We start from the raw sequence: 12,843 nt of genomic DNA on the forward strand, positions 1-12,843 counted from the left end.
CTCAGCCCTTCTTGCCGGCAAGTTCCATGCCCTGCTTGAGGAGCTCGTTGACGGCAGTGGTAGCCTGGTCCGCGAACTGGCCGACGGACAGCTCGCCGGTCGCTGCGCGGGGGAAGAGCTCGGCGATGGCAGCGCTAACAGCAACCGCTTGGGCGTAAGGGCTGAACGGGAGGACCTGAAGGTACTGCTCTTCATTCTTCTGGACCTTCATGGCTTCGGATTGGTACGGGAGGGCCTGCGGGAGTTCGGAGGTCAGAGTAGTAACGGAGGGCATGCCCACTCCCGTCTGTGCCCTTACCTTGGCGTTGGGGCCGGTGCAGCAGTACCACTCAAGGAACGCGTAGGCCTCATCCTTCATCTCGGTCTTGGAGGAGATCCAGTAGCCTGTGGCCGACGTGGTGGGGCTGACGCGCTTGGAGCCCATCATGGGGGCGGGCGCCAGCCGGGCGAACTCGGCGGTTTTGGGATTGGTGGACACCATGCCGCCGAACCAGTAGCCGGCCAGTGCCATGGCAGTCCTCTTGGCATCAAACGGCGGCCAGTCCCAGCCATCCGGGTTGGGATCAACCAGGGTGTATCCAACCTGCTTCTTGGCCACGTCGATGTGCCACTGCAGTGCCTGCCTGGCCTCGGGGCTGGTGAAGTCCGCCTTGGTCAGGTCGTCATTAAAAATGCGCCCGTTGGTGGTGGCCACCATGGCCGAGAGGTTCTCTATGGAGGGCGCAGTGGCGAACAGGCCATACTGTTCAACCTTCCCGCCGCCGCGCTTTGTCATGGGCTCGGCATATTCGAGCAGCTGGTCATAGGTGAGCGGCTTGTCCGCAGTGGGAAGCGGAATGCCGGCTGCAGCAAAGGCTTCGGTGTTGTACCAGAACATGGAATCCTGGGACCAGTCCTTGACGAATCCATAACGCGGCCCGCTGCCCTGCTTGTTTCCGTCCCAGCGCCAGACGTCGTTGATCTTGGCCAGGTCAGCTTCCTTAAGCGTGCTTGACTTCGCCAGATACGGGTCCAGGTCCAGAGCCAGCCCGCGGCTCGCCAGGTTGGCAGTGCTGATGGCCCCAAGGCTCCTGGCCAGGTCCGGCGGAGTTCCGGCAGCCATCATGGCGTTCAGCCGGGTGGGATCGTCCTTGATCAGCGTGATGGGCACCTCGGGGTGGTCCTTGACCCAGGCGTCGATGACTTCCTGGGTGATCTCACCAGGATTGCCCATAATCGTCAGGCCGCCTGACTTTTTAGCGGCCCCTCCTGCCCCGCTCGCCGAGCATCCGGTCAGGCCGCCGGCTGCTGCGAAGCCGGCAAACAGGGCGGCGCCGCTGAGGAGGCTCCGGCGGGAAACGTTATTTAGTGCATTCATTGGACGTACCTTCATCGCTACGGGCCCCGCGAGGCCGGTGTTTGTAATGTGCTGGACAAATCCCCGACTCATTGTGAGCGTTATCACGCAAGTGTGTCAAGACTCTTTACACAAACTATTTCAATGGCCTGCAAATTCATACATAATGGGAAGGTGAACTCCTCCAGAAGCGGTGGATCCCTCCGCAATCTCCGGCAATCGAACTCTTTCCATGTGCTGGATCTGTTGGCCAGCCAAGGACCCATGCACAGGGCGGAGATGGCCAGGCGGGCTAACATCTCACGCACCACCGTCACCACCATCACCCGGGACCTGATGGAGCGCGGCGTCCTGGTGGAGCTCACCGAGCGGGCCGAGGGCGGGGATGACGTCGACGGCCGCGCCGGTGACCAGCTGGCCTTCAGCCCGGAAGCCGGCTGGATCGCGGGCATGAGCCAGGTCCTGGACCGGATCTGCGTCCGGATCACAGACCTGATGGGGCAGGAAGTGGCGTCAGCTGATGTGCCCATCGGCGCCAAGGATGATTGGCGTATCCGCGCGGAAGCCGCCGTCCACCTCCTGGACAAGGCACTCAAGGAGGCCGGAGGAGAGCGTGAGGACCTTCTCGGCGTCGGCATTGGCCTGCCTGGGCAGATTAACCCCGTGGATGGCATCGTGCATGGCGCGCTCGCGGATCAGCCCTGGCACGGCATCAACGCGCGGGAGGAACTGGGGCGCCGCCTGGGCGTTCCGGTGTTTATCGACAACAACGTGCGCCTTGAGACGATAGCCGAGGCGAAATGGGGTGCCGGGCAGGGAATCCAGGACCTGATGTACGTCAACATCTCCAGCGGAATCGCCGCCGGGTTCCTCTTCGGAGGGGAGCTCTACCGGGGCTCTGTTGGCGGCGCCGGGGAGTTGGGCCACGTTTCCATAGACGTCAACGGCCCGGCCTGCCGGTGCGGAAACCGCGGCTGCCTTGTCCTGGTGGCTGGCACCCCGGCCATCCTGGGCCGGCTGGCTCCCACGCTGGGCGAAGCGGCAACCATGGATGACGTGCTGGCCGCCAACGCCGCCGGAGACAGATCCGCCCAGAACGTCCTGGCCGAGGCCGGAACCATGGTGGGCCGTCTCCTGGCCAACATGTGCAACCTCCTGAACCCCACCCGCATTGTGGTGGGCGGCCAGACGTCCCTCGCCGGAGCGGTGGTCCTTGACCCGCTGCGTGACGGCATTACGCGCTATGCGCTCACCCCGTCGGCAGCCCTGGAAGTGGTTGCCTCGGATCTTGGCGGCGGTCCCGAGGCAGGTGCCGCCGGAGGTGCCGCACTTGCACTGTCAAAGCTGACCACCTCACCTGAAATGCTGAGCCGGCTCCTGGACGGGGCAGCAACCCCTTCGGGGTCCGCCCGGCGCCGGGCACAGGTGGCGAACTAGCGGACCTGCAGCCGTCCGCTTGGCTTCTCACGGTAGGCTCGGCACATGGCTGATGGACGACGTCGAACATGGGGGACTGCTTTGGGGAGAAGGCAGTGAGGCGGCACAAGTATCAGTACGGCCAGGATCCCAGCCAGTGGGGCGAGCTTTTCCTGCCCGAGGCACGGCCCGGACACCAGCTGCGGGGTGTGGTGGTGGTGATCCATGGAGGTTACTGGCGCTCGCACTACGGCGCCGAACTGGGGGAGCCGCTGGCCAAGGACCTGGCTGCCCACGGCATGGCCGCCTGGAACCTGGAATACCGCCGCGCCGGCAACGGTGGCGGCTGGCCCCACACCTTTGAAGACGTGCTTGCCGGAATCGACAAACTGCGGGACGTCGCCGCTGCCCATTCCCTGGAACTTGGCCCCGTGGTGGCGCTGGGCCATTCAGCCGGCGGCCACCTCGCCGCCTGGGCCGCCGGCCGGAGCAAGCTGGAGCAGCTGGGAATGCCCGACGCCGACCGCCAGGTCAAGCGGAAGGAGAACGGGGACGCTGTCCTGCTGACCGGCGTGGTGAGCCAGTCGGGGCTGCTGAACCTCGCCGAGGCCGAGAAACTGGACCTGAGCAGCGGTGCGGTCAGCAACCTGCTGGGCGGGTCCTCGTCGAAGTATCCCGTGCGGCACAAGTACGCGGATCCCATGAGCACCATCCCGCTGGACCTTCCGGTCTTTGCAGTCCACGCCCTGGCGGACGGGGATGTTCCGCTGAGCCAGTCCGAGGCATATGCGGCCGCCGGCCGGCCGCCACGAGCTCCGCAGCTGGTCAAGGTCCCGGGCGACCACTTCTCGCTCATCGATCCGAAGTCCGCCGCCTACAAAAAATGCCGGGAGCTGGTGCAGGGGCTGATGGCCTAGCCCCAAAAGGTACCTGGCGTTCGGGCCGGGCGGGCGCTTCTCTGGCAGAGTATGAGCATGCTTACTGTTATCGGTGAGGGCCTGGTTGACGTAGTCCAGCGCGCCTCCGGAATCCAGGCCCATGTTGGCGGCAGCCCCCTCAACGTTGCGGTGGGACTGGCCAGGCTTGACCATCCCGTGCAGTTCATCGGCCGCTATGGCCGGGACGCCTACGGGGATGCGGTGGCCGCTCACCTGCGCTCCAGTTCCGTCATGCTCCCGTGGGGCCCGGACGAGCAGCCCACCAGCGTGGCCACTGCCCTGATCGACGACGACGACGGCGCCGCCACCTACACGTTCGACCTCACCTGGGAGCTTCCCGGCCTCGCGGACCGGCTGGGTTTTATGCTTCAGGGCACCACCCTGCTGCACACCGGGTCCATTGCCACCATGCTGGCGCCGGGCGCCGCCGACGTCCTGGCCGCCGTCGAATATGCCCACCCTTCCGCCACCATCAGCTTTGACCCCAACTGCCGGCCCAGCATCATCACGGACGTCGACTACGCGCGCAGGCAGGCCGAAAAGTTCGTCACGCTCGCGGACGTGGTCAAGGCGTCCGATGAAGACCTTCAATGGCTCTATCCCGGCCGCGACGTGCTGGACTCGGCCCGCCAGTGGCTGTCACTGGGAGGTTCGGAAGGGCCGGCCATGGTGGTGGTCACGAGGGGAGCCGCCGGGCCGTGGGGCGTCACAGCTGCCGGAGAGGCGGAGTGTGCCGCACCCCGGGTGGAGGTGGCCGATACCGTTGGTGCCGGCGATTCCTTTATGGCCGCGCTGCTCTCCGGCCTGGTGGACAGGCACCTGGACGGTGCGCAGAACCGGAAGGAGCTCCGGGAACTCCCGGCCGAGGGCCTGGCGGAGATCCTGGCCCACGCGTCCCGGGCGGCGGCCGTCACCGTGTCCCGGCCGGGCGCCAACCCGCCCAGCCGCGAGGAACTGAACGCCGTCCCGGGAGACGTCCCCGGAGAATAGGCCGTCCCGGAGAATGGGCAGGCAAAAGCCGGGCCGGTTCTTCTCGCATGGCCGGCTAAAACACCGTATTGTGGCTGCACGAGCAGCGGCCCAGGCTGTGGAGGAGAAGCGCGTGGCCGCCTGATCCGAGGAGGGGCGCCATGGAGCAGTTGACGGCAGAGTTCGGTGGATCGGGCCGCGTGGGCATGGGCGTGGGTCCCGTCCTGGAAAAGTTCGACGGCGTCTCCCGCATCGCTGTTTTGCGTGGCGGCGGACTGGGGGACCTGATTTTCGCTGTCCCCGCCATGGCCGCGCTGAAGGCGGCCTATCCCGGAGCCACGATTACCCTGCTGGGGACGCCTGTTCACGAGGCACTCATCGCCGCGACGCAAAGCCCGGTGGATGAAGTGCTGGTTCTCCCATTCTCGGAAGGGGTCCGCCCCGGTGACGAGGATGCCGACGAACTTGAGAGGTTCTTTGCGCGCATGCGCGAGCGGCGCTTTGACCTTGCCGTGCAGCTTCACGGCGGCGGGCGGTACTCCAACCCGTTCGTGCTGCGGCTGGGAGCCCGCCATACCGTCGGCACACGCACGGCTGACGCGGCCAGCCTGGAGCGGACGGTCCCGTACATCTACTATCAGCACGAGCCGCTGCGGGCCCTGGAGGTGGCGGGATTTGCCGGAGCCTTCCCGGTGGATTTGGAAGCAAGGCTCTCTGCTGCCGCAGGTGCCGATGCCTTGCCCCACGGGCTGGCCGACGACAATTTCCGGCCCCTGGTGGTACTTCATCCGGGTGCCACCGATCCCCGCCGAAGGTGGCCGCCGGACCGGTTTGCGGAACTGGCCGCAGCCTGCGCTGCCGACGGCTGCCACGTGGTGGTTGTTGGCGACAGGAGCGAACAGCCGCTCGCGGAGCGGATCGTTCAGCTTGCTGCCCCTGCGTCCATCCGCTCCGTGGCGGGTGAACTGGACATGGCCGGCCTGGTGGCACTGCTTGCCCGCAGTGACGTGGTGGTGGGCAACGACAGCGGCCCCAGGCATCTCGCCCAGGCGCTGGGGGTACCCACCGTGGGCATTTTCTGGGCGGGAAACGTGATCAACGCCGGGGCCCTGGGCCGGAGCCTCCACCGCATCCATCCATCCTGGGTGACCACCTGCCCTGTTTGCGGGATAGATGTCACGCAGGTTGGCTGGACGGCGCCGCGCTGTCCGCACGATGAGTCGGTAGTGGCCGACATAGGAGTGCGGGAAGTCCACGAGGACGTTCGCAGCCTGGTTGCCACCGAACGTTACGCCCCCGGCGGATAGGAGGCTGGTGGGAATGCCGGTGGAGAACGGCAAACCGGATGTGCTGGTGTTGCGGGCACTCAAACTTGGGGATCTGCTGGTAGCGGTGCCTGCGCTCCATGCACTCCGCCGCGCCTATCCGGGGCACAGGCTGCGGTATGCGGCACAGGGGTGGCTGGCAGAGGCGCTGGGCCTGGTGGGCGGTTTCGAGCTGCTCCCCACACATGGACTCGACGTGCCGCTGGCGGTAGAGCCGGGCAGCGTGGACGTGGCCGTCAACCTTCACGGCAGCGGGCCGGAGAGCCAGGCGAGAATCGATGCTGTCCGCGCGCGCCGGACCATTGCCCACGGCACGGACCACCGGAGCGGGCCGCGCTGGCGGCCGGACCTGCACGAGCGGGAAAGATGGGTCCGGCTTCTGGAGTGGCACGGGATTGAGGCGGACCCGCTGGACTTCCGCCTGGATGTTCCGCCCGTTGCGAGTCCGGTTCCGGCGGCCACAGTGCTTCATGTTGGCGCCGCCTACGGGAGCCGCTTGTGGCCGGCGGACCGCTTCGCCGCCGTCGCCTCCCGGCTTGCCGAGGCCGGGCACAGCGTCATCTTCACCGGCAGTGCAGGCGAACGGGAACGGGCACTGGAGGTATGCATCCGATCCGGCTTGCCTGCCACCGCCGTCCTGGCCGGAAACCTGAGCCTGGGAGAATTTGCGGCCACGATCGCTGCCGCCAGGCTGGTGGTTTCGGCTGACACCGGGGCGGCCCACCTGGCCTCCGCGTACAGCACCCCTTCGGTGGTGCTTTTTGGGCCGGCGCCCCCCGAGATCTGGGGGCCGCCGCCCGGGCCGCACGTGGTGCTGACCCGGGCCGACCTGCGCCGCGGTGATACTTTCGCCGCAGATCCCGATCCCGCCCTGCTGGCGGTTTCGGTCCAGGACGTCCTTGCCGCCGTCCGGGACCTCGGGGTGCTCTAAGCGGAAGCTACTCCGTCCCCAACCCGGCCGCGGAGGCCTTCGCTCCGGTGACCTCGTTGAGGGCCGTGAGGTTGAAGATGCCGTTGATGTCGGCCTGCTTGGTGGTGCCGGCGTCCACGCCGTCCTGGAGGAGCTTCTTGTAGGTTCCGGCCAGCGGATCAACGGTGAACACAATGTTCTTCAGGGACCGTTCAATCACGTCAGGCTTGAGCTCGGCGCCGGCTGCGTCCTTGAGCGCGGCATTGATCGTGCTGGCCTTTTCGTCGGCCGGGGCATTGTTCAGCCATTCCACGGACTTGGCGTGGCCCTTGATCAATGCCTTGACGGTGTCCGGGTGTTCCGCGGCGAACGTTTTGTTAACGATCAGGATGGTGGTGGGGAATTCCCCGGCCTTGCCGGAGAGGGAGCCGTCCCACAGGTCTTTTTCGTCCACCAGGACCTTGGCTCCGGCCTGGAGCACCAGCCGGGACGCCCACGGCTCAGGCAGCCACGCGCCGTCGAGCTTTCCGTCCTGGAACAGCTTCAGGGTCTGGGCGTTTTCGGTGGGGTTGATGGCCACGTCGCCGCTGCCGTCCACGTTGGTCTTATAGCCCTGCGTCCCGAGCCAGGCACGCAGCGCCACATCCTGGGTGCCGCCGAGCTGCGGTGACGCCAGGGTTTTGCCCTTGAGGTCCGCAGCTGAAGTGATCTCGGGCCGCACCACCAGCTGGGCACCACCAGCAGCAGCGCCGGCAACGATGCTGATGGATTGTCCCTGGCTCTTGACAAAGGAATTGATGGCGGGGTTGGGCCCGATGTAGGTGGCGTCGATGGCGCCCGCGTTCAGGGCTTCGATGGCGGCAGGACCGGCATTGAATACCTGGGTGCTGAGCTTGGTGCCGCCGAGTTCCCCGGCGATAAAGCCCTTGCTGAGGCCCACCAGGGCAGGGGCATGGGTGACGTTTCCGAAGTAGCCCAGCCGCAGCTCAGCGGCAGGATTCCCGGAAGCGGCGGGATCTTCGGAGCCAGCGGTCTGCGCGGCCGGGGCGCCGTTGTTGCCGGCGACGGCGGAAGCGACGGCCACTCCGCCGCCCACCAAGGCGAGGATGCCGGCCAGGACGCCGATCTTGACGCCGAGAGGGCGCTTGGGGGCGGTGGACTGGCCCGCCACGATGCGGGTGGATCCTTGCTGTTCCTGCGGGGACTGGCTGTGGGGGTTCTTGTCTTGTGGTGTTGACACCGGAATTCCTTTGCTGGGGCGGTCAGTGGAGATGAGACTACGGAGCGTCCCAGCGGTGCCACAACGGAGCGTGTCGCCTGCGTTAACCGGGCGTCGTGAAAGCTCAACACGGGGTAGCAGGGCGTCAAAAAACGTCTCGGGGGTACACATAGAAGCCGCCTGACTGAACCAGGCAACGCGGAAACAGTGCCACCGCCACCCACGTAGACTGGCAGGATGCGGCTGGTAGCAAGTGACATTGACGGAACGATCCTTGGGCACGACGGAAAAATCAGTGACCGCACCGTCCGGGCCTTCCACGCCTGCCGAAACGCCGGCGTCGAACTCGTTTTTGTCACCGGCCGCCCGCCCCGCTGGCTGCACCCGCTGGAAGAACAGCTGGGCCACACGGGCACCGTGATCTGTTCCAACGGTGCCGTGGTCTGGGACCTTGAGGCGGACCAGCTGGTGTCCGCGCGGACGCTGGGCATCGAGTCCGTGATGGAGGTCCGGCGGATCATCAAGGAGCTGCGCCCCACAGCGAAGTTCGCCGCCGAGACCCTCACCGGATTTCACCTTGAGCCGGGCTTCATTCAAAATGCCTCCAGCGAACTCCTCTCCGAATACACGCCCGCGGCGCTGGCCGAAACGCTTGCCCAGGATGATGAAGTGGTCAAATTCCTGGCGATCGTGCATGAGGGAACGCCGGACGAATTCCTGGCCGAGGTGGCCCCCGCGGTGGCCCATCTTGCGGCAGCCACGCACTCCTCACCCGGGGCCTCGATGCTGGAGCTATCGCTTCCCGGCGTCAACAAAGCCGTCACGCTGGCCGAATACGCGGCGTCGCTTGGCATCGACGCCGCGGACGTTGTGGCCTTCGGTGACATGCCCAATGACATCGAAATGCTGCGGTGGGCCGGCCACGGCTACGCCATGGCCAGTGGTCATCCGGAAGCCATCCGCGCCGCCGGCCAGCAGGCGCCCCATTTCGACGACGACGGCGTGGCCCAGGTTCTCGAAGCCAGGCTCGCCGCCCTGGGTGTCAAGCTTCCCTGACTCCCAAAAGTTGGGTTTTCGCCGCCCGATTTCACAGCTAACGCTCACCGGGCGTTCATCTTTGCTCCCTAACGTGGGCCATGGACAAAACGCTCCGTGGCTTGAGGGGGAATCATGGCAAGGAAAGTCAGTCAACGTGTGGCCGAGGCAACGCTGCGCCCTGCTGAACCGGCCGCACACTGGAAAACGCTGAAGCAGGGTGACCGCGTCAGCGTCCGGCTCTCGCCCGCTTTTGTCACCCTGGGCCAGGTGGACGCCATCACCTGGGACCATACCGCACTCTGGATAGAGCTCGACGGCGGAGGCGGACGCGTCCTGGTCCACTGCAGCGACGGCGTCGAAGTGGCGTTGCAGGAGCAATAGGCGTCCGCGGCTCCGGTACGCTTCCAACGTGACTGAGCCGTTTTTTTCTGCCTCCCGCGGTGCGGGGGGCTCCGGGCCGGTGGCCATGGCCCACCGCGGCTTTTCACGCGACGGGCTGGAGAACTCCATGGCCGCGTTCCGCGCCGCCGTCGAGCTTGGATACCTCTACCTGGAAGCGGACGTCCACACCACCGCAGACGGCGTCCTGCTCGTCTTCCATGACGACAGCCTGGACCGGGTAACAGACGGCAGCGGAAAGATCGCCGAACTCACGGCTGCTGAGGTGGCGGCAGCCCGCATCGCCGGGCGGGAGGCGGTGCCGCTGTTTGACGAGCTGGTGACGGCCTTCCCCGAGGTCCGGCTGAACGTGGACGTTAAGGACTGGGCATCCGTAAGGAGCCTGGCCGCGGGAATCGAGCGCCACCAGGCCCACCACCGTGTGCTGGTTGCCAGCTTCTCCGACCGCCGGCGCCGGGCAGTGCTGAAACTCCTCAGCCGCCCCATAGCCTCCTCCGCCGGGGTCATCACCAATGCACTGTTTGTGGCACTTGGACCCCTCATGCCGGCCAGTTGGCTGGGGCGGGTGCTCCGGGGGGTCCTGCGCGACGTGCAGGCACTGCAGGTTCCGGTCAGGTACGGCATGGTCCGGGTGGTCACCAAGGCCTACGTCCGGCGGGCTCATCACTTGGGCCTGGTGGTCCATGTGTGGACCATTAACGATCCGCAGGAAATGCGGCGGCTGCTCGACCTCGGAGTGGACGGCATCGTGACCGACCGTGCGGATCTGCTCAAACAGGTCCTGCAGGAACGCGGCGAGTGGCCCGGCACCTGACGGTCCGGGCCCATTCCTCTTCGGTGTTAGCTCTTCAGCCGCGTCCCATGCCGGTGGACGGATCCTGGTCGCCTTCGCTTGGATCTGCGCGCAAGGAATCCGGATCGCCTTCCGGCAGGCCTGCAGGCCCGGGGACATCGCGGGGAGGCTCAGTGGGGCCGCTGTCCTCACCTGAGCGAGTACCTGCCGGTGCATTGTCGTTCATGGCGGAGTCGCTTCCGGCTGGGGTGGCCGGATTGCTGGAAACCGGTCCGGTGGCAGAGCCTGTCTTTAACCCCGGGGCCTTCTCCTTCTCCGCCTCCATGGCGTTCGAGCCCTCGCTGATGGACGAATGCACTTCAACGTCGCTGTTGGGGTCCGTGGGCTCCGGGACCTTCGCGTTTTCCGTGGGCGTGGATGTCCCTGCCAGGTCCTCCATGGCGTTTTCCGCTGCCTTGCCGATGCTGTCGCCGATACCCATCTGGCTGCTCCTTCCGGACGTTGTGAGCCGGCTGGCCATGTGCGGGACCGGCCGTGCGTTACTCTTCCAGAATTATCAGCATGCTTACAATTAGTCCAGAGCTGGGGAAGGAACCGCAGCCCGTCGCAGGAAGGAACAGCACCATGAGCAGCTACCATCCGGAGAACGATCCAGCCAACCCTGATCAGCCCGGCGCAGCCGGACAGCAGCGAGCCGGACAGCAGGGCGCCGGCCAGCAGGAGCGCGGACAGGATGGGCCGGGGAAGGACTCGGCCGATTCCGCCAATCCCGATCCGTTGGAGGGCAACGTCACGGGCCTGGAGCCTGGCGGCGGAGTCCCGCCGGGGGAGACGCCGCCGGCGGAGGACCAGATGAGCGGGGACCAGGGTCACGACGAGTAGCCGTTGTCCCCGCCTGGTTCCGTGCACCTGCAAAACCGATACGAGGGCGGCCCCGGCATCCAAGGCCCCATGATCGGTTGTGCGGCCGATATCGTTGCGCGGCACCTTGGCACCGGCAAGGATGAATACGACCCCGGGACTGCGAAGAAGGAATCGACGCGATGACCAAGTATCTGATCTCGTTTCCGAGCGCCGCCATGGACTTCCCTGACGAAGTCCTGCAGGCCGCTTCGGTCGCGTCGCGCGCGGTGGTTCAGGAGGCGAAGGACGCCGGTGTCTGGGTGTTCGGCGGTGGCATCGATGAGAGCGTCCCACCTGTCATGGTGGACGGCGATGGGACGGTGCGCGAGGGCACCTATCCGCAGGCGGCGCAGCTCGACGGCGGCTACTCAGTGCTGGAACTGCCCTCCTACGATGCAGCCCTGGAGTGGGCCGCGAAGTTGGCGGCCGCCTGCCGTTGCGCCCAGGAGGTGCGCGCTTTCCATTACGACCCTGCCAGCTAGGACCCGCTGGAAGGTCCCAGCCGGCCTGGTTAGTGCTTGTCTTTTGCCCCGGAGCCTTCCGCCAGGCGGCCTGCCTTGCGGGCGTGCTGTGCCAGCCCGTCCGGGTCCAGTGGTGTATTCCAGGCCGCCCAGTCCTTCGGCCGGACGGAGGGGCGCCCCAGCAGGTATCCCTGGCCTGCGCTGATCCCGAGCTCGGTCAGGATACGGAGCTCATCCGGGGTTTCAACGCCTTCGGCCACCAGCACCGAGCCGATCTGCTCAGCAAAGTCCACCATGCAGGCTGCCAGGGCGTATTGCGAGGCATCGTGGTCCACCCCGCCGATGATGTTCCTGCCCAGCTTGATGAAATCGGGACGGAGGTGCAGCATCCGGCTCAGGATCCCCGCGCCGGACTGGGAATCGTCGATGGCAATCCGAAGCCCGCGTTCACGCAGGGGTGTAATTGCAGAAATGAAATGCAGGTATTCTTCGTCCGGAATTCCATCGGTCAATTCCAGCACAATTCGGTTGATGGGCAACTCAATGTGGTCAAACAATTCAGGCAGCCGGGGGTCAATGCAGGACGACGGCGAGATGTTCAGGGATACGTAAAGGTGCGGGGGAAGTTTGGCTGCTGCTGCAGCGGCCGAGCCCAGTGCCGAGAATTCCAGATTGGCTCCCAGGCCTACTGCCGCTGCTTCCGCGAACCACAGCTCGGCGCTGGCGCCGTCGTCACTGACGAACCGGGAGAGGGCTTCAGCTCCCACAACACTCTGGTCCGCCAGGCCGTAGATGGGCTGGAAGGCGGTCATCAGCATCTGGTTCTCAAGCAATGAACTGATCCGGGACTGACTCATCAGGGTATCCAGCTGCTCAACCAGCCGCGGCGGCATGCCCTCCAGCGGCAATGGTGTGCGGACGGCGTCGGAGCTGCCCTCCTTCAGGGCATCCTGCTGCCTGGATTCAAGAAGATGTTCCAGGAGGGCCCTTTCGGGGACTCCCGGGTTTTCGTCCAGCCGGTTGCTGAGACGCTGACGTGTTGCCGCCCCGGCAGGATCGGAATCCGCCAGCACCGCAGCAATAATTCCCCACGCTTGTACCCGAACCGACATTAGCTACGCCCCCAGTTGACGAAG

General features: G+C 66.0%; 14 protein-coding genes. 10 read left to right on the plus strand and 4 right to left on the minus strand.

Going from position 1 to position 12,843, the window contains the following annotated elements:
* Nucleotide 1 precedes the first annotated feature (1 nt).
* Entirely contained in the window at nucleotides 2–1,357 is a 1,356-nt protein-coding gene (locus tag F8G81_RS01160; RefSeq protein WP_267277219.1) for an extracellular solute-binding protein, read from the minus strand.
* Between the two features lie 153 nt (nucleotides 1,358–1,510).
* Here F8G81_RS01160 and F8G81_RS01165 point away from each other — a divergent pair, with 153 nt between their 5' ends.
* The 5 genes from F8G81_RS01165 (at nucleotide 1,511) to F8G81_RS01185 (ending at nucleotide 6,915) form a co-directional block, all read left to right on the plus strand.
* On the plus strand, nucleotides 1,511–2,773 hold the full coding sequence (locus F8G81_RS01165) for an ROK family transcriptional regulator (protein ID WP_267277220.1): 1,263 nt from the start codon (nucleotides 1,511–1,513) through the stop codon (nucleotides 2,771–2,773).
* A gap of 95 nt (nucleotides 2,774–2,868) precedes the next feature.
* A complete protein-coding gene (locus tag F8G81_RS01170; RefSeq protein WP_267277221.1) occupies nucleotides 2,869–3,669 on the plus strand; it encodes an alpha/beta hydrolase in 801 nt (266 codons plus the stop codon).
* Nucleotides 3,670–3,726: 57 nt separating this feature from the next.
* Entirely contained in the window at nucleotides 3,727–4,680 is a 954-nt protein-coding gene (locus tag F8G81_RS01175; RefSeq protein WP_267277222.1) for a carbohydrate kinase family protein, read from the plus strand.
* A gap of 140 nt (nucleotides 4,681–4,820) precedes the next feature.
* Nucleotides 4,821–5,966 carry a glycosyltransferase family 9 protein gene (locus tag F8G81_RS01180; RefSeq protein WP_267277223.1) on the plus strand — a complete coding sequence of 382 codons (1,146 nt, stop codon included), beginning with the start codon at nucleotides 4,821–4,823 and terminating at the stop codon, nucleotides 5,964–5,966.
* A 13-nt stretch (nucleotides 5,967–5,979) separates the two neighbouring features.
* Complete coding sequence (locus F8G81_RS01185; protein WP_267277224.1) at nucleotides 5,980–6,915, plus strand: glycosyltransferase family 9 protein; 936 nt, start codon at nucleotides 5,980–5,982, stop codon at nucleotides 6,913–6,915.
* A gap of 7 nt (nucleotides 6,916–6,922) precedes the next feature.
* Here the strand turns inward: F8G81_RS01185 and F8G81_RS01190 are convergent, their stop codons facing one another.
* Nucleotides 6,923–8,134 carry an ABC transporter substrate-binding protein gene (locus F8G81_RS01190; protein WP_267277225.1) on the minus strand — a complete coding sequence of 404 codons (1,212 nt, stop codon included), beginning with the start codon at nucleotides 8,132–8,134 and terminating at the stop codon, nucleotides 6,923–6,925.
* 216 nt (nucleotides 8,135–8,350) lie between these two features.
* Between F8G81_RS01190 and F8G81_RS01195 the strand changes: the two genes are divergently transcribed.
* The 3 genes from F8G81_RS01195 to F8G81_RS01205 all read left to right on the plus strand — a co-directional run bounded on the left by F8G81_RS01195 (nucleotide 8,351) and on the right by F8G81_RS01205 (nucleotide 10,364).
* Nucleotides 8,351–9,169: an HAD family hydrolase gene (locus tag F8G81_RS01195; protein ID WP_267277226.1), complete on the plus strand. Its 819-nt coding sequence runs from the start codon at nucleotides 8,351–8,353 to the stop codon at nucleotides 9,167–9,169.
* Between the two features lie 114 nt (nucleotides 9,170–9,283).
* On the plus strand, nucleotides 9,284–9,532 hold the full coding sequence (locus F8G81_RS01200; RefSeq protein ID WP_267277227.1) for a hypothetical protein: 249 nt from the start codon (nucleotides 9,284–9,286) through the stop codon (nucleotides 9,530–9,532).
* Nucleotides 9,533–9,560: 28 nt separating this feature from the next.
* A complete protein-coding gene (locus tag F8G81_RS01205; RefSeq protein WP_416377089.1) occupies nucleotides 9,561–10,364 on the plus strand; it encodes a glycerophosphodiester phosphodiesterase in 804 nt (267 codons plus the stop codon).
* A 34-nt stretch (nucleotides 10,365–10,398) separates the two neighbouring features.
* Here the strand turns inward: F8G81_RS01205 and F8G81_RS01210 are convergent, their stop codons facing one another.
* A complete protein-coding gene (locus F8G81_RS01210) occupies nucleotides 10,399–10,824 on the minus strand; it encodes a hypothetical protein (RefSeq protein WP_267277228.1) in 426 nt (141 codons plus the stop codon).
* Between the two features lie 143 nt (nucleotides 10,825–10,967).
* Here F8G81_RS01210 and F8G81_RS01215 point away from each other — a divergent pair, with 143 nt between their 5' ends.
* Both F8G81_RS01215 and F8G81_RS01220 read left to right on the plus strand, forming a co-directional pair.
* A complete protein-coding gene (locus tag F8G81_RS01215; protein ID WP_267277229.1) occupies nucleotides 10,968–11,225 on the plus strand; it encodes a DUF6480 family protein in 258 nt (85 codons plus the stop codon).
* 161 nt (nucleotides 11,226–11,386) lie between these two features.
* Complete coding sequence (locus tag F8G81_RS01220) at nucleotides 11,387–11,728, plus strand: YciI family protein (RefSeq protein WP_267277230.1); 342 nt, start codon at nucleotides 11,387–11,389, stop codon at nucleotides 11,726–11,728.
* 29 nt (nucleotides 11,729–11,757) lie between these two features.
* On the opposite strand, the gene F8G81_RS01225 is transcribed toward F8G81_RS01220, so the two are convergent.
* The gene (locus F8G81_RS01225) at nucleotides 11,758–12,819 is read right to left on the minus strand and encodes an EAL domain-containing protein (protein WP_267277231.1); all 1,062 of its coding nucleotides are present in this window, start codon (nucleotides 12,817–12,819) and stop codon (nucleotides 11,758–11,760) included.
* Between the last annotated feature and the right edge of the window lie 24 nt (nucleotides 12,820–12,843).

The sequence above is a fragment of the Arthrobacter sp. CDRTa11 genome, from assembly GCF_026427775.1.
Classification (GTDB): domain Bacteria; phylum Actinomycetota; class Actinomycetes; order Actinomycetales; family Micrococcaceae; genus Arthrobacter.

Bases quoted from the DNA above. Each gene is read 5' to 3' on its own strand.
- F8G81_RS01185 (WP_267277224.1), top strand. From the start codon at position 5,980: ATGCCGGTGGAGAACGGCAAACCGGATGTGCTGGTGTTGCGGGCACTC.
- F8G81_RS01180 (WP_267277223.1), top strand. From the start codon at position 4,821: ATGGAGCAGTTGACGGCAGAGTTCGGTGGATCGGGCCGCGTGGGCATG.
- F8G81_RS01210 (WP_267277228.1), bottom strand. From the start codon at position 10,824: ATGGGTATCGGCGACAGCATCGGCAAGGCAGCGGAAAACGCCATGGAG.
- F8G81_RS01215 (WP_267277229.1), top strand. From the start codon at position 10,968: ATGAGCAGCTACCATCCGGAGAACGATCCAGCCAACCCTGATCAGCCC.
- F8G81_RS01175 (WP_267277222.1), top strand. From the start codon at position 3,727: ATGCTTACTGTTATCGGTGAGGGCCTGGTTGACGTAGTCCAGCGCGCC.
- F8G81_RS01160 (WP_267277219.1), bottom strand. From the start codon at position 1,357: ATGAATGCACTAAATAACGTTTCCCGCCGGAGCCTCCTCAGCGGCGCC.
- F8G81_RS01225 (WP_267277231.1), bottom strand. From the start codon at position 12,819: ATGTCGGTTCGGGTACAAGCGTGGGGAATTATTGCTGCGGTGCTGGCG.
- F8G81_RS01220 (WP_267277230.1), top strand. From the start codon at position 11,387: ATGACCAAGTATCTGATCTCGTTTCCGAGCGCCGCCATGGACTTCCCT.
- F8G81_RS01195 (WP_267277226.1), top strand. From the start codon at position 8,351: ATGCGGCTGGTAGCAAGTGACATTGACGGAACGATCCTTGGGCACGAC.
- F8G81_RS01200 (WP_267277227.1), top strand. From the start codon at position 9,284: ATGGCAAGGAAAGTCAGTCAACGTGTGGCCGAGGCAACGCTGCGCCCT.